The sequence below is a fragment of the Streptomyces afghaniensis genome (assembly GCF_044327915.1).
GTDB classification, from domain to species: domain Bacteria; phylum Actinomycetota; class Actinomycetes; order Streptomycetales; family Streptomycetaceae; genus Streptomyces; species Streptomyces afghaniensis.
Window position 1 is genome coordinate 40,632 of record NZ_JBIRGJ010000007.1, and the last position, 19,946, is coordinate 60,577.

22 protein-coding genes are annotated in these 19,946 nt (G+C 73.0%); 9 read left to right on the forward strand and 13 right to left on the reverse strand.

Annotated features, from left to right (window positions below):
• Nucleotides 1–69: 69 nt before the first annotated feature.
• Together ACH4G3_RS25975 and ACH4G3_RS25980 are read left to right on the forward strand one after the other, a co-directional pair.
• Nucleotides 70–303: a hypothetical protein gene (locus ACH4G3_RS25975; RefSeq protein ID WP_082319948.1), complete on the forward strand. Its 234-nt coding sequence runs from the start codon at nucleotides 70–72 to the stop codon at nucleotides 301–303.
• Nucleotides 304–352: 49 nt separating this feature from the next.
• On the forward strand, nucleotides 353–1,150 hold the full coding sequence (locus tag ACH4G3_RS25980; protein ID WP_397626768.1) for an SURF1 family cytochrome oxidase biogenesis protein: 798 nt from the start codon (nucleotides 353–355) through the stop codon (nucleotides 1,148–1,150).
• Between the two features lie 130 nt (nucleotides 1,151–1,280).
• Here ACH4G3_RS25980 and ACH4G3_RS25985 read toward each other — a convergent pair whose 3' ends face one another.
• Nucleotides 1,281–3,419 (reverse strand): carbon starvation CstA family protein, encoded by a 2,139-nt coding sequence (locus ACH4G3_RS25985; protein WP_397626769.1) that lies wholly within the window; start codon nucleotides 3,417–3,419, stop codon nucleotides 1,281–1,283.
• A 58-nt stretch (nucleotides 3,420–3,477) separates the two neighbouring features.
• Complete coding sequence (locus ACH4G3_RS25990) at nucleotides 3,478–3,690, reverse strand: DUF3311 domain-containing protein (protein ID WP_397626770.1); 213 nt, start codon at nucleotides 3,688–3,690, stop codon at nucleotides 3,478–3,480.
• 168 nt (nucleotides 3,691–3,858) lie between these two features.
• Between ACH4G3_RS25990 and ACH4G3_RS25995 the strand changes: the two genes are divergently transcribed.
• The 5 genes from ACH4G3_RS25995 to ACH4G3_RS26015 are packed head-to-tail and all read left to right on the forward strand — an operon-like array spanning nucleotide 3,859 to nucleotide 8,904.
• On the forward strand, nucleotides 3,859–5,406 hold the full coding sequence (locus ACH4G3_RS25995) for a sodium:solute symporter family protein (RefSeq protein WP_397626771.1): 1,548 nt from the start codon (nucleotides 3,859–3,861) through the stop codon (nucleotides 5,404–5,406).
• Nucleotides 5,403–5,987 (forward strand): SigE family RNA polymerase sigma factor, encoded by a 585-nt coding sequence (locus ACH4G3_RS26000; RefSeq protein ID WP_397626772.1) that lies wholly within the window; start codon nucleotides 5,403–5,405, stop codon nucleotides 5,985–5,987. Before ACH4G3_RS25995 ends, ACH4G3_RS26000 begins: the two co-directional genes overlap by 4 nt.
• Nucleotides 5,984–6,316, forward strand: coding sequence for a hypothetical protein (locus tag ACH4G3_RS26005; protein WP_397626773.1), 333 nt, complete (start codon nucleotides 5,984–5,986; stop codon nucleotides 6,314–6,316). Before ACH4G3_RS26000 ends, ACH4G3_RS26005 begins: the two co-directional genes overlap by 4 nt.
• 33 nt (nucleotides 6,317–6,349) lie before the next feature.
• Nucleotides 6,350–8,143: a glycoside hydrolase family 15 protein gene (locus ACH4G3_RS26010; protein ID WP_397626774.1), complete on the forward strand. Its 1,794-nt coding sequence runs from the start codon at nucleotides 6,350–6,352 to the stop codon at nucleotides 8,141–8,143.
• Between the two features lie 5 nt (nucleotides 8,144–8,148).
• Entirely contained in the window at nucleotides 8,149–8,904 is a 756-nt protein-coding gene (locus ACH4G3_RS26015) for an SDR family oxidoreductase (protein WP_397626775.1), read from the forward strand.
• Between the two features lie 37 nt (nucleotides 8,905–8,941).
• Here ACH4G3_RS26015 and amaP read toward each other — a convergent pair whose 3' ends face one another.
• The 5 genes from amaP to ACH4G3_RS26040 are packed head-to-tail and all read right to left on the reverse strand — an operon-like array spanning nucleotide 8,942 to nucleotide 11,303.
• Nucleotides 8,942–9,529 carry an alkaline shock response membrane anchor protein AmaP gene (amaP, locus tag ACH4G3_RS26020; protein WP_397626776.1) on the reverse strand — a complete coding sequence of 196 codons (588 nt, stop codon included), beginning with the start codon at nucleotides 9,527–9,529 and terminating at the stop codon, nucleotides 8,942–8,944.
• On the reverse strand, nucleotides 9,526–10,221 hold the full coding sequence (locus ACH4G3_RS26025; protein ID WP_397626777.1) for a DUF6286 domain-containing protein: 696 nt from the start codon (nucleotides 10,219–10,221) through the stop codon (nucleotides 9,526–9,528). The genes amaP and ACH4G3_RS26025 overlap by 4 nt, the downstream gene beginning before the upstream one ends.
• Nucleotides 10,218–10,601 carry an Asp23/Gls24 family envelope stress response protein gene (locus ACH4G3_RS26030; RefSeq protein WP_397626778.1) on the reverse strand — a complete coding sequence of 128 codons (384 nt, stop codon included), beginning with the start codon at nucleotides 10,599–10,601 and terminating at the stop codon, nucleotides 10,218–10,220. The genes ACH4G3_RS26025 and ACH4G3_RS26030 overlap by 4 nt, the downstream gene beginning before the upstream one ends.
• Nucleotides 10,598–10,780 (reverse strand): hypothetical protein, encoded by a 183-nt coding sequence (locus ACH4G3_RS26035; protein ID WP_037670573.1) that lies wholly within the window; start codon nucleotides 10,778–10,780, stop codon nucleotides 10,598–10,600. Before ACH4G3_RS26035 ends, ACH4G3_RS26030 begins: the two co-directional genes overlap by 4 nt.
• Before the next feature lie 49 nt (nucleotides 10,781–10,829).
• The gene (locus tag ACH4G3_RS26040; protein ID WP_397626779.1) at nucleotides 10,830–11,303 is read right to left on the reverse strand and encodes an Asp23/Gls24 family envelope stress response protein; all 474 of its coding nucleotides are present in this window, start codon (nucleotides 11,301–11,303) and stop codon (nucleotides 10,830–10,832) included.
• An 87-nt stretch (nucleotides 11,304–11,390) separates the two neighbouring features.
• Here ACH4G3_RS26040 and ACH4G3_RS26045 point away from each other — a divergent pair, with 87 nt between their 5' ends.
• On the forward strand, nucleotides 11,391–12,107 hold the full coding sequence (locus ACH4G3_RS26045; protein WP_397626780.1) for a nucleopolyhedrovirus P10 family protein: 717 nt from the start codon (nucleotides 11,391–11,393) through the stop codon (nucleotides 12,105–12,107).
• Nucleotides 12,108–12,558: 451 nt separating this feature from the next.
• Here ACH4G3_RS26045 and ACH4G3_RS26050 read toward each other — a convergent pair whose 3' ends face one another.
• From ACH4G3_RS26050 to ACH4G3_RS26060, 3 genes are all read right to left on the reverse strand, one after another.
• Nucleotides 12,559–13,362 carry an enoyl-CoA hydratase/isomerase family protein gene (locus ACH4G3_RS26050; RefSeq protein ID WP_397626781.1) on the reverse strand — a complete coding sequence of 268 codons (804 nt, stop codon included), beginning with the start codon at nucleotides 13,360–13,362 and terminating at the stop codon, nucleotides 12,559–12,561.
• 107 nt (nucleotides 13,363–13,469) lie between these two features.
• A complete protein-coding gene (locus ACH4G3_RS26055; protein ID WP_010037790.1) occupies nucleotides 13,470–13,688 on the reverse strand; it encodes a helix-turn-helix domain-containing protein in 219 nt (72 codons plus the stop codon).
• Nucleotides 13,689–14,023: 335 nt separating this feature from the next.
• Complete coding sequence (locus ACH4G3_RS26060; protein ID WP_397626782.1) at nucleotides 14,024–15,622, reverse strand: ABC-F family ATP-binding cassette domain-containing protein; 1,599 nt, start codon at nucleotides 15,620–15,622, stop codon at nucleotides 14,024–14,026.
• Nucleotides 15,623–15,822: 200 nt separating this feature from the next.
• Here ACH4G3_RS26060 and ACH4G3_RS26065 point away from each other — a divergent pair, with 200 nt between their 5' ends.
• Nucleotides 15,823–16,236, forward strand: coding sequence for a VOC family protein (locus tag ACH4G3_RS26065; RefSeq protein ID WP_397619799.1), 414 nt, complete (start codon nucleotides 15,823–15,825; stop codon nucleotides 16,234–16,236).
• A gap of 34 nt (nucleotides 16,237–16,270) precedes the next feature.
• Here ACH4G3_RS26065 and ACH4G3_RS26070 read toward each other — a convergent pair whose 3' ends face one another.
• The 3 genes from ACH4G3_RS26070 to ACH4G3_RS26080 all read right to left on the reverse strand — a co-directional run bounded on the left by ACH4G3_RS26070 (nucleotide 16,271) and on the right by ACH4G3_RS26080 (nucleotide 19,835).
• On the reverse strand, nucleotides 16,271–17,671 hold the full coding sequence (locus ACH4G3_RS26070) for a hypothetical protein (protein ID WP_397619800.1): 1,401 nt from the start codon (nucleotides 17,669–17,671) through the stop codon (nucleotides 16,271–16,273).
• 221 nt (nucleotides 17,672–17,892) lie between these two features.
• The gene (locus tag ACH4G3_RS26075) at nucleotides 17,893–19,020 is read right to left on the reverse strand and encodes an alpha/beta hydrolase (RefSeq protein ID WP_397626783.1); all 1,128 of its coding nucleotides are present in this window, start codon (nucleotides 19,018–19,020) and stop codon (nucleotides 17,893–17,895) included.
• 83 nt (nucleotides 19,021–19,103) lie between these two features.
• Nucleotides 19,104–19,835, reverse strand: coding sequence for a class II aldolase/adducin family protein (locus tag ACH4G3_RS26080; RefSeq protein ID WP_397626784.1), 732 nt, complete (start codon nucleotides 19,833–19,835; stop codon nucleotides 19,104–19,106).
• Nucleotides 19,836–19,946 lie beyond the last annotated feature (111 nt).

Here is a 19,946-nt window from a genome sequence, read left to right on the forward strand (position 1 = left end):
GGGTGATTGACGGGCGACTCGCCCGGCGGCCGCTCGCCCGGGCGGGGACGACGGCTCACCCTGTGGCGCATGGCGACCTGTGAGGTATGTGGCAATCAGTACGGAATGACCTTCGAGGTGCATGCGCAGGGGGCGGTGCACGTCTTCGACTGCTTCGCCTGCGCGATCCACCGCATGGCCCCCATCTGCGAGCACTGCCGGGTCCAGATCATCGGCCAGGGCGTCGAGGTCGAGGGTCACTGGTTCTGCGGAGCCCACTGCGCCCGCGCGGAGGGAAAGGTGGGAATTGTCGACAAGGTCTGAACCCGTACCCGCCTGAATGCGCCCCACGACCGAGTTGTACGGTCGTGGGGTGTACCGCTTCCTGATGTCCCGGCAGTGGGTGATCCTGACGCTGATCGCCCTGCTTCTCATCCCCACGATGATCAGGCTGGGCATCTGGCAGATGCATCGCTACGAGGAGCGCACGGCCCGGAACCAGCTGGTCACCGACGCGCTGGCGGCCGAGCCGGTGCCCGTGGAGAAGCTGACCGCGCCCGGGCGCACCGTCACGAGCGCCGAGCGGTACCGGACCGTGACCGCGAAGGGCCGCTTCGACACCGAGGACGAGGTCGTCGTCCGCCGCCGCACCAACTCCGACGACGAGGTCGGCTACCACGTCCTGACCCCGTTCGTCCTCGACGACGGCAAGGTCCTGCTGGTCAACCGGGGCTGGATCCCCTCGGACGGCCCGAGCCAGACCACGTTCCCGAAGGTCCCCGCGCCGCCGGCCGGCGAGGTGACCGTCGAGGGGCGGCTGATGCCGAGTGAGACGACCGCGGCGAGCGGGATCAAGGACCTCAAGGGCCTGCCGGACCGGCAGATCATGCTGATCAACAGCGAGCAGGAGGCCCGGCGCCTGGACGCGCAGGTGCTCGGCGGCTACATCGCGCAGACGGCCCCCGAGCCCAAGGGCGACACCCCCGAACTGCTGGGCGACCCCGGCAAGGAGGACGCCGCCCTCAACTACGCCTACGCCATCCAGTGGTGGCTGTTCTCCGCCGCCGTCCCGGTCGGCTGGGTGGTCCTGGCCCGCCGCGAGGCCCGCGACCGGGCGCAGGCGGCGGCCCGGGAAACCGACGCGAGTGAGACGGAGCCGGCGGCGGTGTGACCCCCGCCGGCCGTCCCTCGGCCGCGTCAGCAGCAGCGCCCCTGCCGGCACTCCTCCCGGTGCGACCGGTTCAGTACCTCCGCCAGTTCCCGCACGTACCAGCGCACCGCCCGCGCCCAGCGCACCACCCTCATGTACGGGCTCCCGCCAGCGGCTCGTCCGGCACGTCGAGGCGGGACTCGACGTACGGCGCCTCCGTGACCGGAGTGGAGCCCGGGGCCCGGATCGCCCGCACACAGACCACCGCGGCGTTGCCGATCACGACGGCGACCAGCAGCAGGAACAGGGCGATCAGCACACCGTCGACCGTGGAGTTGGTGACCACGGTGTGCATGTCGTCGAGGTTCTTGGCGGGCGGCAGGACCTGACCGGCGTCGAGGGCGTCGGCGTACCGCGCGCGCTGGGCGAAGAAGCCGGTCTTCGGGTCGGCGGAGAAGATCTTCTGCCAGCCCGCGGTGAAGGTGATCGCGACGACCCAGGCGAGCGGGAGACCCGTGACCCAGGCCCAGCGCAGCCGGCCGGACTTGATCAGGATCGTGGTGCAGACGGCGAGGGCGATCGCGGCGAGGAGCTGGTTCGCGATGCCGAAGAGCGGGAAGAGCTGGTTGATCCCGCCGAGCGGGTCGGTGGCGCCGGTGTGGAGGAAGTAGCCCCAGGCCGCCACGACGAGGGCGCTGCACAGCCAGATGCCCGGCTTCCAGTTGACCCGGCCGGCCGGCTTCCACACGTTGCCGAGCATGTCCTGGAGCATGAAACGGCCGACGCGGGTGCCCGCGTCCACCGTCGTCAGGATGAACAGCGCCTCGAACATGATGGCGAAGTGGTACCAGAAGGCCTTCATCCCGGCGCCGCCGAAGACTCCGGAGAAGATCTCCGACATCCCGACGGCCAGGGTCGGGGCCCCTCCGGAGCGGGCGATCAGCGTCTGCTCCTCCACGGCCTTGGCGGCCTGGGTGAGCTGGTCGGGGGTGATGGTGAAGCCGAGGCCGGCGACGGCGTGGGAGGCCGACTCGGCCGTCGTGCCGAGGAGGGCCGCCGGGGCGTTCATGGCGTAGTAGAGGCCCGGTTCCAGGGTCGCCGCGGCGATCAGCGCCATGATCGCGACGAACGACTCCATCAGCATGGCGCCGTAGCCGATCATCCGAACCTGGGACTCCTTCCGGATGAGCTTCGGGGTCGTCCCGGAGGCGACCAGCGCGTGGAAGCCGGACAGCGCGCCGCAGGCGATGGTGATGAAGAGGAACGGGAACAGCGCCCCGGCGAAGACGGGCCCCGCACCCGACGAGGCGAAGTCGCTCACCGCGTCCGTGCGCAGGACCGGCGCCGCGACGACCACGCCGACCGCGAGCAGGGCGATGGTGCCGATCTTCATGAAGGTGGAGAGGTAGTCGCGCGGCGCGAGCAGCATCCACACCGGCAGGACGGAGGCGACGAAGCCGTAGCCGACGAGGCAGAAGACCAGGGTCGTGGGACTGAGCGTGAAGGCGGAGGCCAGCGAGGACTCCTGGATCCAGCTGCCGCCGACGATGGCGAGCAGCAGCAGGACCACGCCGATCAGACTGGTCTCGACGACCCGGCCCGGTCGGATGACGTGCAGCCAGAAGCCCATGAACAGGGCGATGGGGATGGTCATCGCGACGGAGAAGGTGCCCCAGGGGCTGTGGGCGAGGGCGTTGACGACGACCAGCGCCAGGACCCCCAACAGGATGATCATGATGGCGAACACGGCGATCAGGGCGGCGGCCCCGCCGGCCCGGCCGATCTCGTCGCGGGCCATCTGCCCGAGCGACGTGCCGTCCCGCCGCATCGACAGGAACAGCACGACCATGTCCTGCACCGCGCCCGCGAAGATCACCCCCGCCACGATCCACAGGGTCCCCGGCAGGTAGCCCATCTGGGCCGCGAGCACCGGCCCCACGAGGGGTCCGGCGCCGGCGATCGCGGCGAAGTGGTGCCCGAGCAGCACCCGGCGGTCGGTGGGGTGGTAGTCGACGCCGTCCTCGAGGCGTTCGGCGGGGGTGGCCCGGCGGTCGTCCGGCTCCAGGACCCGGCGGGCGATGAACCTGGAGTAGAAGCGGTAGGCGATGGCGTACGACCCGAGCGCGGCGATCACCAGCCAGACCGCGGAGATCCGCTCGCCGCGGGCCAGGGCGAGGACGCCCCAGGCGACCGCACCGAGCAGGGAGACGGCGGTCCACAGCAGAATCGGCCGTGTTCTGGACTTTTCCGGCACCTCGGGCCCGGATTCGGGCAGGGCTGATACGGGCATGGCGGCTCCTCACCTCGACGGGTGTGCACAACGGGGAGTGCGGATCAGGGCGTGCGGATCAGCGGTCCCGATCCGTCAGCGCGTACGCCGCGAGCAGGCACAGACCGCAGCCCGGTACCCACGCGAGCTGGTACCAGTAGAAGAACGGCGTCCCCGCGAGCCGCGGACCGGCACCGGCGTACAGCGGGACCCACAGCAACCCGGCCGCGGGTGCGAGCAGCAGCAGGGCGACGGCGACGCGCCGTAGCCGGGGGTGCCCGGTGCGTGCCATGACCTGTGCTCCTCTCCCGCTCGCTGTCGGTCTGTGCAAGAGTTGCGCACTCGCCGGAAGTGGTTGACACGGCGTTCGAGAAAGATTTCCCGCCGGTTTCCTGTCCTCCGGACGGGCCGTCCGCGCAACTCTCGCGCGAGGGCACAGGCACACCAAGGACGGTGACCCATGGCTGACGGCGCCATGACCGCGACGTTCCTCGCCGTGATCGGCGGGGCGTCGCTGCTCGCCGTCACCGCGCGGCGGCTGCACCCGGTCGACCGGCTGCCCTCCCTGGAGGGCTGGGCCCTGGCCGACCGCTCCCTCGGCCCCGGCTGGACCTGGCTGCTGCTGGGCGGCACGATCTTCACCGCGTACACCTTCACCGCGGTACCCGGACTGGCCTACGGCAACGGCGCGCCCGCCTTCTTCGCCGTGCCGTACACGGTGATCGTCTGCCCGCTCGCCTTCGTGCTGCTGAGCCGGCTGTGGAGCGTGGCCCGGCGGCACGGCTACATCACCGCCGCCGACTTCGTGCGCGGCCGGTACGGGTCGCCGCCGCTGGCCCTGGTGGTGGCGCTGACCGGGATCCTCGCCACGATGCCGTACCTGGCGCTGCAACTGCTGGGCATCAGGGCGGTCCTGACGGCCGGGGGCGGGTACCCGCGGGGTGCTGTCGGGGACCTGGTGCTGGTCGCGCTGTTCGCGGGGCTCGCGGTGGCCACGTACCGGCACGGGCTGCGGGCGCCCACCGTCATCTCCGCGCTGAAGGCGGTGGCGGTGTTCGTCTCGCTCACCGCGGTGACCTGGCTGGTCCTTGCGCGGCTGGGCGGCCCGGGCCCGGTCTTCGACGGCGCGGCGCGGCGGCTGGGCGGCCCGGCGCTGCTCCTGTCCCCCGCGCAGCAGCCGGCCTACGCCTCGCTCGCGCTCGGCTCCGCGCTCGCCCTGCTGATGTACCCGCACGTGCTCACCGCCGGTTTCGCCGCCGACGGACCCCGGACCCTGCGCAAGGTCTCGGTGGCGCTGCCCGCCTGGACCGGGCTGCTCGCGCTGTTCGGCTTCCTCGGCATCGCCGCCCTCGCCGCAGGCGTGCGGGCGCCGCGCGGGGGTGCCGAGGCGGCCGTGCCGATGCTGGTGGACCGGCTGATGCCGGCGCCGCTGGCCGGCCTGGTGTTCGCCGCGATCACCGTGGGGGCGCTCGTCCCGGCGGCGGTGATGTCGATCGCCGCGGCCACGAGTTTCGTCCGCAACGTGTACGTCGAGTACGTCCATCCGACGGCCACGCCGAAGCGGCAGGTACGGATCGCCAAGGCGGTGTCGCTCACCGCGAAGGTGGGGGCCGTGGCGTTCGTGTTCGGGCTGCGCGACCAGGACGCCGTCAACCTCCAGCTGCTCGGCGGCGTGTGGATCCTGCAGATCTTCCCGGCCGTCGCCGTGGGGCTGTTCACCGGGTGGCCGCACCCGCGGGCGCTGCTCGCCGGGTGGGCCGTGGGCATGGCGTCGGGGACGTATCTGGTGGTGCGCGAGGGGTTCTCCCCGATCGTGCCGCTCGGCACCGGCGCCCGGCCGCTGGAGATCTACGCCGGGCTCGCCGCCCTGCTGCTCAATCTGACCGTCGCGGTGACCGTCACCGCGGTGCTGACCCGCCTCGGTGTCCCGCGCGGCGCCGACACGACCGACCTGCCGTCCCGCCTGACCGTCCGGCGACGCCCGGAGACCGGAGCGAACAACCCGTGAGACGCAGACAGAACCCCACGCTGCCACCGGTGCCGCCACCGGCACCGGCACCGGCCGAGCCCCTCGCTCCCCCGGCCGGCGACTCCGCCGACCTGGAGCGCGAGGCCGGTGTCGCCCGCCTCTTCGAGCTGCACTACTCCTCGATGCTGCGCCTCGCCGTCCTGCTCGGCGCCGACGACCCGGAGAACGTGGTGGCCGAGGCGTACTACCAGATCTACCGCAAGTGGCGGCGGCTGCGGGACGCGGCCGCGGCGGAGGCGTATCTGCGCTCCACGGTCTGCAATCTGACGCGGATGCGGATCCGGCACCTTCAAGTCGCCCGCAGACACGAGGAGAACCCGCCGGACGACACGGTCGCCTCCGCCGAGCACGCCGCGCTGCTGCGGGACGACCAGCGCGTGCTGATCGACGCGCTCCAGCAGCTGCCGCCCCGGCAGCGCGAGGCACTGGTGCTGCGGCACTGGCTCGGTCTCAAGGAGAGCGAGATAGCCGCCGCGATGGGCATATCCAGCGGTTCGGTCAAGACGCACACGGCACGCGGCATCGCCGCCCTGACTCAGGCGATGGAGGCCCGGCGATGACGAACCGAGACAACACTCCGTCGCGCGGCACCAGTCCGGACACCGCCGGTCACGGCCGCACCGAGGAGGAGCTCCGCGAGGCGCTCCGGGTACTGGCGGGCGGGGTGCTTCCCGACCCCGACGCGTACCGCACGGCACGCGGTGAGTGGCTGCGGCGCGAGCGCCGGCGGCGACTCGTGCTCGCCGTGCTGATCGCCGTCGTGTTCACGCTGGCCACCCTGATCGGCCTGTGGGTGCTCAACCAGGCCCCGTCGGACCCGGGGGTGATCTTCTCGGGCACGCGCGCCCCGGTCGCCGAAGGCCCGTCACTCCCCCGGCCCCTGCCCTGATTGCCGCACCGACTTGCCGGGAACCCGCACTCCGTGCACCCGAGCATCGAGGACTACGCGCTCATCGGCGACGAACAGACCGCCGCCCTGGTCGGCACGGACGGATCCGTGGACTGGCTCTGCCTGCCCCGCTTCGACTCGGCCGCCTGCTTCGCCAAGCTGCTCGGCGACGAGGACAACGGCTCCTGGCGCATCGCCCCCGTGGGGGCGGACCGGTGCACCCGGCGCGCCTATCGCCCCGACACCCTCGTCCTGGACACCGAGTGGGAGACCGGCCGGGGGACGGTCCGCGTCACCGACCTGATGCCGCAGCGCGACCAGGCCCCCGACCTCGTCCGCGTCGTCGAGGGCCTGGACGGCGAGGTGACGCTCCACAGCGTCCTCAAGCTGCGCTTCGACTACGGCTCGATCATCCCCTGGGTACGCCGGGCCGACGGTCACCGCGTCGCCGTCGCCGGCCCCGACTCGGCCTGGCTGCGCAGCGAGCCGGAGGTACGCAGCTGGGGCGAGGACTTCGGCACGCACGCGGAGTTCACGGTCCGCAAGGGGGAGAAGGTCGCGTTCGTCCTCACCTGGCACCCCTCGCACGAGGAACGCCCGCCGCTCGTCGACCCGTACGAGTCACTGCGCCACAGCGTCGAGGACTGGCGCGCCTGGGCGTCGCGCTGCCGCTACGACGGACCGTACCGGGACGCCGTCGTCCGCTCTCTGATCACCCTCAAGGCGCTCACCTACGCCCCGACCGGCGGCATCGTCGCCGCCGCGACCACCTCACTGCCCGAGGAGCCGGGCGGGGTGCGCAACTGGGACTACCGCTACTGCTGGCTGCGCGACTCCACCCTCACCCTGGGCGCGCTGCTGGCCGCGGGCTACCAGGAGGAGGCCGAGGCCTGGCGCAACTGGCTGCTGCGCGCGGTCGCGGGCGACCCGGCGGACCTCCAGATCATGTACGGCGTGGCGGGTGAGCGACGGCTGCCCGAGTTCGAGGTGCCGTGGCTGTCCGGCTTCGCCGGGGCCGCCCCGGTACGCATCGGGAACGACGCCGTGAACCAGCTCCAGCTGGACGTCTACGGCGAGGTCATGGACTCCCTGTCGCTGGCCCGCGAATCGGGCCTGTCCGCCCAGCCGGACGTGTGGGCGCTGCAGAGAGCCCTGATGGACTTCCTGCGCACGCACTGGCGGCAGCCGGACGAGGGGCTGTGGGAGGTGCGCGGCGGCCGGCGCCAGTTCGTGCACTCGAAGGTGATGGTGTGGGTCGCCGCCGACCGTGCCGTGCGCACCCTGGAACGCCATCCGGAGCTGGACGGCGACCTGGACGGCTGGCGCGCGCTGCGCGACGAGGTGCACCGCGAGGTGTGCGACAAGGGCTACGACCCCGCGCGCAACACCTTCACGCAGGCCTACGGCTCGCGGGAACTGGACGCCGCGCTGCTGCTCATCCCGCGCGTCGGTTTCCTGCCGCCCGACGATCCACGGGTGGTCGGCACCATCGACGCGGTCCGCGAGGAGCTGGACCACGGCGGCTTCCTGCGCCGCTACTCCACCGACCACACGGACGACGCGGCCGTCGACGGACTGCCCGGCTCCGAAGGCGCCTTCCTGGTGTGCTCGTTCTGGCTCGCCGACGCCCTGCACATGACGGGCCGTACGAAAGAGGCCCGGGAGCTGTTCGAGCGGCTGGCGGGACTCGCCAACGACGTCGGCCTGCTGTCCGAGGAGTTCGACCCGGTGACCGGCCGGCAGCTCGGCAACGTCCCGCAGGCGTTCAGCCACATCGGCCTGGTCAACACCGCCATGGCCCTGTTCGGTGAGGACGGGGCAGGATAGGGGCCATGGATCTTGGACTGAAAGACCGGGTGTACGTCGTCACCGGGGCCACCCGGGGCCTCGGCAACGCCACCGCGCGCCAGCTCGTCGCGGACGGGGCGAAGGTGGTCGTCTCGGGGCGGGACGAGAAGAGCGTCGCCGACGCGGCGGCCGCGCTGGGCCCGAACGCGGTCGGGGTGGCCGTCGACAACGCCGACCCCGACGCCCCGGCCCGGCTGATCGGTGCCGCGCGGGAGCACTTCGGGCGCTTCAACGGCGTCCTCGTCAGCGTGGGCGGGCCGCCGGCCGGGTTCGTCTCGGACAACACCGACGAGCAGTGGCAGGCGGCTTTCGAGTCGGTGTTCCTCGGCGCGGTGCGGCTGGCTCGCGCGGCGTCGGCGGAGTTGGAGTCGGGGGGTGTCATCGGGTTCGTGCTGTCCGGGTCGGTGTACGAGCCGATTCCGGGGCTGACGATCTCGAACGGACTGCGGCCGGGGCTGGCCGGGTTCGCCAAGTCGCTGTCCGACGAACTGGGGCCGCGAGGCGTTCGCGTGGTCGGTGTGCTGCCCGGGCGCATCGACACGGACCGCGTGCGCGAACTGGACGCGCTGTCGGCGGATCCCGAGGCGACCCGGGCGGCGGCGGAGTCGCGTATCCCGTTGCGGCGGTACGGGGCGCCCGAGGAGTTCGGCCGGGTGGCGGCGTTCCTGCTGTCTCCGGCGGCTTCCTATCTGACCGGGGTCATGGTGCCGGTGGACGGCGGAGCACGGCACGGGTTCTGAGCGCCGGGTTCTGAGCGCCGTTCTCCGACCGGGACGGTCAGCTCACCCTCTCCGCACCGTGCTTGACACCCCGCAGCCGTACCTCCGCCGGCAGTGCCGCGAGGCCCGCCGATGTCCGGGCGTGGGTCAGGGCGCCGGTCGTCAGGTCGTGCAGGGCGGTGCCCGGGTCCACGTGCGGTTCCAGTGCGAGCCGTACGCGGGCCTCGGGGGCGCTGCGGCGGCCCGTCAGACGGGCGTGGGCCCGGTCGACACCGTCGACCCGGGCCGCCTCCTCCGTGAGGGCGTTCTCCAGGGCCCGGCCGCGCAGCAGGGCGCCCTCGCCGTCGCCGGTGTCCACGAGGACTTCGGCGAGGCGGCGTCGGCGGAGCACCGCGACCAGCCACCACAGGGCGAGCAGCAGCGCGACGGCGAGTACGGCGATGACAGTCGGCCACCACCAGCCGTCGTCCCGCCAGCGCGTGCGCTCGGCGTCGCTCAGCAGCACGTCGTGGCGGCTGTCGTGGATCCACCACGAGGGTGCCGGAGCGCCGAGGCCGACGGCCAGTACGGAGCCGCCCAGCACCAGCAGGACGAGGCCGACGAGCCCCAGGAACACGCGGTTGACGACCCTGAGCATCGCGGTCACTCCTTCCGGCCGGGCCGCCGGACGCGCACCGACAGCGCGGGTGGCCGGGAGAGTCCCAGCCCGCGGATCGCGTCGGTGAGCACGGCGTCCAAGTCGGTTCGTACGTCGTCCAGTTCACGGAAGTGCGACATGGCGCGGGCTTTCGCCCGCCTCCGGCGCACGCGCACCCGCACCGACTGCACGCCGGCCACTTCCATGGCCCGGTCGCGCAACGCGGTCGCGGCGGCGTCCCGGTCCAGTCCGGCGCGTACGTCGGCGTGCGTCCGCCGCATCGGGAGCACGTGCCGCAGGCCGGGCGTGGCGGCCAGCACCAGCAGCCAAAGCCCGAGGGCGGCGGCGACCCCGGCCCCGACGAGCACCCAGGTGTCGTCGAGGGGCCGCTCGGCGAGCTGCCGGGCCAGCTCCCGGCGCCAGCTCATGACGGGCCGGTCGGCGCGCACGGACGCGATGTCGTAGAGGAACAGTCCGGCGAGTCCCAGGAGCAGCAGGGCGACGATGCCCGCCGGGACGCGGCGTGCCGACCAGAAGCGGCCTTCGCGGCCGCCCTCGCCCTCGAGTGCGGGCGGCGTTCCGTTCCCGGCTTCGGGCGCGGACCGGTCGGGTCCCGTGCCGGGCTGCGACTTCTCGAGGACGGGCAGCCGCTGTGTGGTGCCCTCGGGCTCGGGCGGTTCGGTGCCCCGGGGTTCGCTCATCGCGTCCTCCCCTGTACCGCGCCGGGCCCGGCGGCCAGGTGCAGCCGCTCCACCTGGACGACGACCTCCGGCACCTGCATTCCCACCAAGTCGCCTACCCGCTCGGCGACTCGGCGACGCACCTGGCGGCAGCGCGCGCCGACGTCGCAGGGGTAGTCCAGCTCGACGTGCACGCGGACGTGCGCGACGTCGTGGCGCACGGCGACGGTGGCGGACGGCCGGTCGGCGTCGGGCGGCAGCGGCCCGACGGCCTCGCGGGCCGCCTGTGAGGCGATCTTCGCGACGACCCGGTCGGCGATCCGGGTGGCACCCCGCTCGCCCGGCGGGACGACGGTCAGGGGTCTGTCGAGCTCACCGGCCCCTGCGCTCACGGCCGTCACCGCCGCCGATCACGGGGACGGAAGAAGTCGCCGAAGTCCATGTCCCCCTCCAGGAACCGGCCGACGACCAAGCCGACGGCGCCCAGCGCCGCCACCAGCAGGAAGGCGCCGAACCCGCCGAAATACCCGGCGAATGCCAGTGCCATGCCGGCGATCATGCCGGCGACGGCCATGCTCATGCTGCGCTCCTCAGCTTCTCGGTCGCTGCGCTCTGCGGTGGCGGGTGCCTCACTGGATCCGGCGCTCCGGTTCCTCTTCCTCCTCGTCCGGCAGCTTCACGTCGCTCACCGCGATGTTGACCTCGACGACCTCGAGGCCCGTCATCCGCTCGACGGCGGTGATGACGTTCTCCCGCACGTCGCGGGCCACATCGGCGATCGCCGCGCCGTAGACGACCACGATCTCCAGGTCGAGGGCGGCCTGTACCTCGCCGACCTCGGCCTTCACACCGCGCGTCACCGACTTCGCGCCGCCGGGCACGCGGTCGCGCACGGCTCCGAAGGTGCGGGACAGGCCGCTGCCCATGGCGTGCACGCCGTCCACATCGCGTGCGGCGAGTCCGGCGATCTTCTCCACGACGCCGTCCGCGATGGTCGTCCGTCCCCGGGATCCGGGGTCTCCCCCGGCGCGCTTGGCCAGCGGACTCCTGCGCGCCGCCGACGTCTCGGTCTCCCCGCCCCGGTTCTCGGTCATGTCAGTCATCGCCGTACGTCCTTTTCGGTTGTCGTCCTTCGACCACGGTAAGCACGGTTGCGTGGATACGCGCCTTTGATACGGCAGGCTGGAGGAATGACGGCCGACCGATGGACGCAGGCAGTGAGACATCAGCTGGGCCTCGGCAGGCTCCTGCCGCTGGGTGATGCGCGGGATGGCGCTTGGATCGCCGAGCAGGCGGCCGAGGCGGTGCTGCGGCGCGCGGCGGCGGACGCTCCGGGCGTGCGCATCGACGCGCTCCGGGTCGCGCTCGCCGATCCGGCTGACACCGGGAGCCCGGCCGTGCCGGCCCCGCCGAGCGGTCTGCCGCCCGGGCCACTGCGGGTGACGGCGGAGTTCGCGGCCACGGCCTCGCAGCCGCTGCCGACGACGGCGTCCCTGCTGCGGGCGACGCTGGCGACGGCCGCGACGCAGCGGCTCGGTCTGACGGTGACGGAAGTGGATCTGCGCGTGACAGGTCTGCTGGACGAGGAGACGGAACCGGCCGGGCCCACCGCGCCGCTCCCCGAGCCGCCGCGCGCCGCGCAGGCCGGGGGCGACGACGAGGGTCGCGTCGCCGCCGCCGCGCTCAAGGTCCCGGGCGTACTCCGGTTGACCGGCGCGCTGGGCCACCCCGTGCACATCGAGGTGCTCCCGGGCGACGCCGCGCTGGCGCACCGCCACGTCCGGCTTGAACTCGCGGTGCGCGAGGACCACCGGGCCCGGGACGTGGCGCGCCAGGTCCGCACCGCGGTGCGGACGACACTGCCGGACCACCCGACGGTGGCGGTCCTGGTGAGCGGGATCGGCTGAGGGACCGGCACCCGCCGCGGGACGTCCGCCACCCGGCGGCACGGCTGAGGGAGCGGCACCCGCCGCGGGGCGTCCACCACCCGGCGGCACGAGCAGCCGTCGCACCCGCCGCGGGACGTCCGCCACCCGGCGGCAGAGCAGCCGTCGCACCCGCCGCGGGGCGTCCGCCACCCGGCGGCACGGCTGAGGGAGCGGGCCCGCCGCGGGACGTCCGCCACGCGGCGGCACGAGCAGCCGTCGCACCCGCCGTGGGGCGTCCGCCACCCGGCGGCAGAACAGCCGTCGCATCGGCCTGGGCCGCCCCAGCGGCAGCACAGGCACCGCGCACCGTGGGCACCCGCCGCCCGGCGTCATGGGTGGCGCTGCCGTCCGCCCGCGTCGGCCCAGCAGCAGCGCGGGACACCGCGCGGTCGGCGGCAACTCCCGTGCCGGCGCCCGTACTACGGCCGGCTCAGTCCCCGACGCCCGCGAGGTCGCGCAGGCGGCGGGCCTGGGCCTGGCGTTCCGCGCCGCGCTGGTCCTCGTAGGTGCGGTCCTGCGCGCCGCGCAGCAGTGCCTTGGTCTCGACGACCGCGTCGCGGGGCGCGGCGAGCACGGCCGACACGAGGTCGCGGACGGTGTCGTCGAGTTGGCCGACGGGCACGGCCACATTGGCCAGCCCGGTGTTCACGGCCTCCTCGGCCGTGACGAAGCGCCCGGTCACGCAGATCTCGAGCGCGCGGGCGTATCCGACGAGTCCCACCAGCGGGTGCGTGCCCGTCAGGTCGGGCACGAGCCCGAGGCTGGTCTCGCGCATGGCGAACTGCACGTCGTCCGCGACGACGCGCAGATCGCAGGCGAGGGCGAGCTGGAAGCCCGCCCCGATGGCGTGCCCCTGGACAGCGGCGACGGAGACGATGTCGCTGCGCCGCCACCAGGTGAACGCCTCCTGGTACTCGGCGATGGTCGCGTCCAGCTCGGCGTCGCTGCCACGCGCGAGGTCGATGAACGACGGTTCCCCGTCGAAGCCCTCGGGCGTGAACGCCTGCCGGTCGAGACCAGCCGAGAAGGACTTGCCCTCGGCCCGCAGCACCACGACGCGGACGGAGCCCGGCAGCTGCCGCCCGGCCTCGGTCAGCGCCCGCCACAGAGCGGGGCTCTGCGCGTTGCGCTTGGCCGGATTGGTCAGCGTCACCGTGGCGATCGCGTCGTCGACGGTGAGCCGTACGCCGTCCTTGTCGAGTACGGGAACGAGGTCCTTGTCGGGCGAAGCCATGGGACGCCTCCGATGTGTGCGGTCAGCTAAGTGACTGCACAGTAACCACCCGGCCGATCAGCCGACCGACCGGGTGGCCACCATCGAAGCCGAGGGGCCACCCGGGGTCAGGCCGTGGCCTTTTTGCCCCGCGTCGCCCCGCCACGCCCTCGCAGCGTGACGCCCGACTCACTGAGCATGCGGTGCACGAAGCCATACGAGCGGCCGGTCTCCTCGGCCAACGCCCGGATGCTCGCACCGGCGTCGTACTTCTTCTTCAGGTCTGCCGCGAGCTTGTCGCGCGCGGCGCCGGTCACCCGGCTGCCCTTCTTCAGAGTCTCGGCCACCCGTGCCTCCTCATGGGAAGTGCGCTCTGGTCTCCTCATGATCACCCCTCCGGGCCCCGATGGCCACCCATTCGGCAAGGTCCGTGAGACAAGGTTGTGACGACGGGAGCGCGTCCCCACAAACGGAATGCAGAATTCCGAAGAGTGGTGTCCGTACACCCGAACGGATTCCCACGGGAAAGGCCAGGTCAGAAAGGCGTCGCGGCCGAGCCCGGAAGAATCGGGGACTCGGCCGCGAAATCGATGTAGGACACACCTCGGTACGAGGAGATCTCACACAGATGATGGATCACCGCTAGGCCGAATGATCCATACGCCGTTGATCACGCATTCGATCAAGCGAGGGCGACGAGATCCGCGTAGTCGGCGCCCCACAGGTCCTCGACGCCGTCCGGCAGCAGGATGATCCGCTCCGGCTGGAGCGCCTCCACGGCGCCCTCGTCGTGCGTGACGAGGACGACCGCGCCCTTGTACGTGCGCAGCGCGCCGAGGATCTCCTCGCGGCTGGCCGGGTCGAGGTTGTTGGTCGGCTCGTCGAGGAGCAGCACGTTCGCCGAGGACACCACGAGGGTGGCGAGCGCCAGGCGGGTCTTCTCGCCGCCGGAGAGGACACCGGCGGGCTTGTCGACGTCGTCGCCGGAGAACAGGAAGGAGCCGAGCGTCTTGCGGACCTCCACCAGGTCCAGGTCGGGGGCGGCCGAGCGCATGTTCTCCAGGACCGTGCGCTCCGGGTCGAGGGTCTCGTGCTCCTGCGCGTAGTACCCGAGCTTCAGACCGTGGCCGGGGACGACCGCGCCCGTGTCGGGCTGCTCCACGCCGCCCAGCAGCCGCAGCAGGGTGGTCTTGCCGGCGCCGTTCAGGCCCAGGATGACGACGCGGCTGCCCTTGTCGATGGCCAGGTCGACGTCGGTGAAGATCTCCAGCGAGCCGTACGACTTCGACAGGCCCTCGGCCATCAGCGGGGTCTTGCCGCAGGGGGCGGGCTCGGGGAAGCGGAGCTTGGCGACCTTGTCGGACTTCCGCTCGGCCTCCAGGCCGGCCAGCAGCTTGTCCGCCCGGCGGGCCATGTTCTGCGCGGCGACGGTCTTGGTGGCCTTGGCCCGCATCTTGTCGGCCTGCGAATGCAGCGCGGAGGCCTTCTTCTCGGCGTTCTGCCGCTCGCGCTTGCGGCGCTTCTCGTCGGCCTCGCGCTGCTGCTGGTAGAGCTTCCAGCCCATGTTGTAGACGTCGATCTGGGCGCGGTTGGCGTCCAGGTAGAACACCTTGTTGACGACCGTCTCGACCAGGTCGACGTCGTGGGAGATCACGATGAAGCCGCCGCGGTAGGTCTTGAGGTAGTCGCGCAGCCAGACGATCGAGTCGGCGTCGAGGTGGTTGGTCGGCTCGTCGAGGAGCAGGGTGTCCGCGTCGGAGAAGAGGATCCGCGCCAGCTCGATACGGCGGCGCTGACCGCCGGAGAGCGTGTGCAGCGGCTGGCCGAGCACCCGGTCGGGCAGGTTCAGCGCGGCGGCGATGGTGGCGGCCTCGGCCTCGGCGGCGTACCCGCCCTTGGTGAGGAACTCCGTCTCCTGGCGCTCGTACTGCTTGAGCGCCTTCTCGCGGGTGGCGCCCTGGCCATTGGCGATGCGCTGTTCGTTGTCGCGCATCTTGCGGATCAGCACGTCCAGGCCGCGGGCGGACAGGATGCGGTCGCGGGCCAGGATGTCGAGGTCGCCGGTGCGGGGGTCCTGCGGGAGGTAACCGACCTCGCCGGAGCGGGTGATGGTGCCGCCGGCGGGCACGCCCTCGCCCGCGAGGCACTTGGTGAGGGTGGTCTTCCCCGCGCCGTTGCGGCCGACGAGGCCGATGCGGTCGCCCTTGGCGATGCGGAAGGTGGCGTTTTCGATGAGGACGCGGGCACCGGCGCGCAGCTCGATACCGGAGGCGGAGATCACGGACAGACTCCAGGGCGGATACGGGGGCGGGATGGGCGGCTGAGGACGTTCCCGCCGTCTAATGCGCGAGGAGAAAGGCCATGGGGGACAGTCTAACGGGGGGATGCAACCACTTTTTCTGCGTGCGGGTGTTCGGTTGGTCTCGCCGGGTCGGTGTCAGTGGTGGGTGCCAGACTGGGCGGCAGAAGGGAGTGGTCGGTATGGCAGGCACGTCCGGCGGGCGTCCGAGCATCTGTCCCACGCTGCTGTACGCCGACGCGAAGGCGGCGATCCGGCAGCTCACGCAGGCCTTCGGTTTCACGGAGCTGTCGGTGTTCGAGGGCGAGGACGGCGCGGTGATGCACGCCGAGCTGGTGCAGGGCAACGGCGCGGTGATGATCGGCAGCAAGGGCACGGGCAGCGTCTTCGACAAGGCGATGAAGGACGCGGGCACGACCGGGGTGTACGTCGTCGTGGACGACGTGGACGCGCACCACCGCCGCGCCGTGGATCACGGCGCGGAGATCCTGATGCCCCCGACGGACCAGGACTACGGCTCGCGGGACTACATGGCCCGGGACCTCGAGGGCAACGTGTGGAGCTTCGGGACGTACGCACCGGAGATATCCGGCTGACGGCCCGGCCGGGCCCCAGGGCCTGTCGTCGGCGCTAGCTGCCGCCGGTGTGGACCTGGAAGGCGGCCCGGCGTACGGCCTTGGCCAGGGCCGGGTCGGGGTGTGCCGCGGCGAGGGCGACCAGGACCTGCACGGTCCTCGGATGACCCACGGCGCGCACCTCGTCCAGCAGCATCGGGATGGTCGGCTGGACGGCGGACTCCAGGTGGCGGACGAGCAGCGGGGCCTCACCGTGGTCGGCGACGGCGGCCGCGGTGTCCACCCACAGCCAGGTCGCCTCCTCCCGGGTGAGGACCTCGTGGGCGTCCTCGGGGTCGGCCCCGTCGTGCTCGGCCAGCCACAGCAGTGCGTACGGCCTGAGCGTCGGCTCGTCCAGCACGGCGCGGACGTCCGGCTCCGCGGGGGCGCCGACCACGCGCAGCGCCTCGAAGGCGAGGCCGCGCAGCAGGGCGTCCTCACCGCGGGCGGCGCCGAGGAGTTCGGTGACGGCGCTGCCGACGGGGCGGGCGGCGAGCCAGGCGCGGTACTCGGCACGGGCGGCGTTCGGGCGCAGCTGGGCGCAGCCGCGGAGCATGTCCTCGGCCGCCTGCTCGATGTTCCCGGCGGGGCTCTGGGCGGCGACGCAGATCTGTTCCAGCTTGACCCAGACGGCCCAGCTGCCGAGCGGGGTGAGCGTGGCCTGGCCGTCGCCGTAGGTGAGGGCGCCGACGGAGGCGAGGGCGCGCAGGGCCCAGTCCAGGAGCGGGGCGAGCGGGGCATCGGCGGGCGCCGGTTCGGCCGGCGGCTCGGGCTGCGGGCCGTAGGGGATCTCGCAGCGCGCGGTGCGCAGCTCGGTGACGCGCTGCTCCAGGAGGTCCAGGAGCTGCTCCACCGGGACGGGGCCGGCGGACAGCTGGAGGAACGAGAGCGCCTGCGGCATGGCCGAGACGACCTCGGCGACGGCGGCGGGCTCGTGGTCCTCGGGTTCCGGATAGGCGAGCGACCAGGCGTCGAAGAGGGCGACCCAGCCGCGCAGTACGGCGCTGTCGTCGCGGTCCCAGGCGCGCAGCCGCCAGCCGGGGCGGGCGCTGTCGCCGTGCACCTCGACGAGTCCGGCGAGACGGGCGGTGTCCCAGTCGGCTCTGACCTGATCCGGGGTCAGGCCCAACTCGCGGGCGGCCCGTTCGGCGGTCGCGGCGGAGAGGGTGGCCTTGCCGTCGGCGGTGGCGCTGCCCCGTCCGGGGCCGAGCTCGGTGTCGGCCCAGCGGGCGACGCGGGCCGCGTCGGCCAGACCTGAGCGAGCCATTCTGGCCAGCTCCGCCGGTGCCGGGGTGCCCTCCGGGGGGCGCGGTGCGGGTCGGCGCGAGCGCCGCTGGTTCATCGCTTGCGGGGCGGCGGCCAGGGGTCGCGGGCGGACGAGTCGAAGCCTGGAGTCGCGCGGGATACGGGACGTCACGAGGGCAGTCTTCCGGTTGACGGTCCGAAAACCCAAACGGAATGTCACGGCGGGCGACGGGGATGGCCAACGCACGGGGTCCCGCGAGTGGTCGAGGGCCGCAAACAGGCCACTGGTACGACGCTAAACGGAATCATCACGACCGGTCGTCGGGGAGCGGGACGGGACGTGGTTGCGACGGGGCGAAGGGGGCGTGAACGGGGGGTGCTGACGCGTCGGGGTCACACGAGAGGGGTCAGGAAGCGGCGCAGGGCCTCCTCGTAGGCCTGCGGGTCGGCGTTCCACATGGCTCCGTGGGGCGCGTTGCCGACGGTGCGGAGGGCGACCATGTCGGGGCGGGCGTCGGCGAGCCGGCGGGAGAGCTGCCAGGGGGCCACCGTGTCGTCGGGTCCGTGGAGGACGAGCGCCGGGACCCGGAGCCCGGCGGCGGGGGCGTCGCCCGGAGCGCGGTCGCCGTGGAGGCCGGTGCGGCCCTGTGCGGCGCGGACCGCCAGGGGAAGCAGCGCGCCCGGGGTGCGGCGGGCCGCGGCGAGCGCGCGCAGGGTGGCCTCCCAGCTGAGCACCGGGGAGTCCAGGACGAGCCCGCAGACGCGGTCGCGCAGCTCCGAGTGCTCGGCGGCGCGCAGGGCCATGGTGGCGCCGGTGGACCAGCCGTGCAGGACGACCTGCCGGGCGCCGTGGCGCACGGCGTGGCGGATCGCCGCGTCGAGGTCGCGCCACTCGGTCTCGCCGAGGTGGTTCAGGCCGTCGGGCGAGCGGGGTGCGCCCAGGTCGCCGCGGTAGGCGAGGGCGAGCACCGGGATGTGGCTGCGGTGCAGGAACCCCATGACGTTCATGGCGAGTTCCCGGGTGGTGCCGAGGCCGTGCACGGCGATCACCCAGGTGTCCCGGGCGCCGGGTACGAACCACGCGGGCAGGGATCCGAGTTGGCCCGGGATGTCGACGTCGGTGTGTTCGATGCCGAGGGCGGCGCTCGGGTTGCCGACGTACACGTTCGGGGTGAGCCAGACCTTGTCGCCGGGTTTCAGGGTGCCGTGCGTGACCCGCTCCAGGCGGCGTACGACGGTGTCGGCGGAGTGCGGGGCGTCGGTCAGGACCGGGCCGACGACCGCGTGGGAGCCGTTGCCGGACAGGCCGTAGCGGCCGGGCCGCAGGGCGGCCAGGTCCCGGGTGAGGCTGATCTTCCCCGCGGTGGTGCCGTGCACGGTGAGCCGGGGTTCGGTGGGCAGGGGCCGGCCGGGAGGCGCCTTGAGCGCCGCGTCACTGGCGAACCGTCCGGCGGCCACGGCGGCCGCACCGACTCCGACCACGGCGGTGACGGCAGCGGCCGTCGCTCTGGCAGTGCGCACGCCTCCAGTGTCCCGGTGGACCGGACGACGGACCAGTGGGAGGCAGCCGCGGGGTGACGGGGGCGGACGGCCGGGGCGGAGGGTCAGCGGCGCTGGCCGTAGCCCCGCAGCTGTTTCTCCACCTCCGCCAGCTGCTCCCCCGACAGCAGGCTCGGGGACAGGCCCGGTACCGATGCGGCGGTCAGCCACAGGCGGCACATCCATTCCAGCTGCGCGGTGCGGTCGTAGGCCTGGTCCAGGGACGCGCCGTGGGTGACCGTGCCGTGGTTCTGGAGGAGGCAGCCGGAGCGGTCGGCCAGGGCGCGGAGCATGTTCTCGGCCAACTCGTCGGTGCCGTACGTGGCGTACGGGGCGACCCGGACGGGTCCGCCGAGCGCGGCGGCCATGTAGTGGATCAGCGGCAGCTCGCTCACGAGCGTCGAGACGGCCGTCGCGTGCACGGCGTGGGTGTGCACGACGGCACGGGCGCCGGTCGTGCGGTAGACCGCGAGGTGCATGGGCAGCTCGCTGGTCGGCACGAGCGTGCCGAGGACCTGCCCGCCGTCGAGGCCGACGCCGGTCACGTCGTCCGGCCTCAGCCGGTCGTAGGGGACGCCCGACGGCGTGACCAGCACGGTGTCCCCGACGCGCACCGAGACGTTCCCGGACGTTCCGACGACGAGTCCGTCGGAGACGGTCCGGCGGGCCGTCGTGACGAGTTCCTCCCAGGCGTGCGCCTCCTCGGGACGCACAGCCCTCCGCCGCGGCTCCCCCGCACCCTGTCCGCCATCCCGGACGTCCCCCGCGCCCCGCCCGTTCCCTCGCTCCTCAGCCATGCGGCGATCCTGCCAGGCGGGCCCTCAACGCGCCGCCGGGCGGGGGCACTTTAGGCCGGAAGCCGCCCCTCCGTAAGGGCACATACCTGGACAGAAACCCCACGCAGCTCT

Bases quoted from the DNA above. Each gene is read 5' to 3' on its own strand.
- ACH4G3_RS25975 (WP_082319948.1), top strand. From the start codon at position 70: ATGGCGACCTGTGAGGTATGTGGCAATCAGTACGGAATGACCTTCGAG.
- ACH4G3_RS25985 (WP_397626769.1), bottom strand. From the start codon at position 3,419: ATGCCCGTATCAGCCCTGCCCGAATCCGGGCCCGAGGTGCCGGAAAAG.
- ACH4G3_RS25990 (WP_397626770.1), bottom strand. From the start codon at position 3,690: ATGGCACGCACCGGGCACCCCCGGCTACGGCGCGTCGCCGTCGCCCTG.
- ACH4G3_RS25995 (WP_397626771.1), top strand. From the start codon at position 3,859: ATGGCTGACGGCGCCATGACCGCGACGTTCCTCGCCGTGATCGGCGGG.
- ACH4G3_RS26005 (WP_397626773.1), top strand. From the start codon at position 5,984: ATGACGAACCGAGACAACACTCCGTCGCGCGGCACCAGTCCGGACACC.
- ACH4G3_RS26015 (WP_397626775.1), top strand. From the start codon at position 8,149: ATGGATCTTGGACTGAAAGACCGGGTGTACGTCGTCACCGGGGCCACC.
- ACH4G3_RS26025 (WP_397626777.1), bottom strand. From the start codon at position 10,221: ATGAGCGAACCCCGGGGCACCGAACCGCCCGAGCCCGAGGGCACCACA.
- ACH4G3_RS26035 (WP_037670573.1), bottom strand. From the start codon at position 10,780: ATGAGCATGGCCGTCGCCGGCATGATCGCCGGCATGGCACTGGCATTC.
- ACH4G3_RS26040 (WP_397626779.1), bottom strand. From the start codon at position 11,303: ATGACTGACATGACCGAGAACCGGGGCGGGGAGACCGAGACGTCGGCG.
- ACH4G3_RS26045 (WP_397626780.1), top strand. From the start codon at position 11,391: ATGACGGCCGACCGATGGACGCAGGCAGTGAGACATCAGCTGGGCCTC.
- ACH4G3_RS26050 (WP_397626781.1), bottom strand. From the start codon at position 13,362: ATGGCTTCGCCCGACAAGGACCTCGTTCCCGTACTCGACAAGGACGGC.
- ACH4G3_RS26065 (WP_397619799.1), top strand. From the start codon at position 15,823: ATGGCAGGCACGTCCGGCGGGCGTCCGAGCATCTGTCCCACGCTGCTG.
- ACH4G3_RS26080 (WP_397626784.1), bottom strand. From the start codon at position 19,835: ATGGCTGAGGAGCGAGGGAACGGGCGGGGCGCGGGGGACGTCCGGGAT.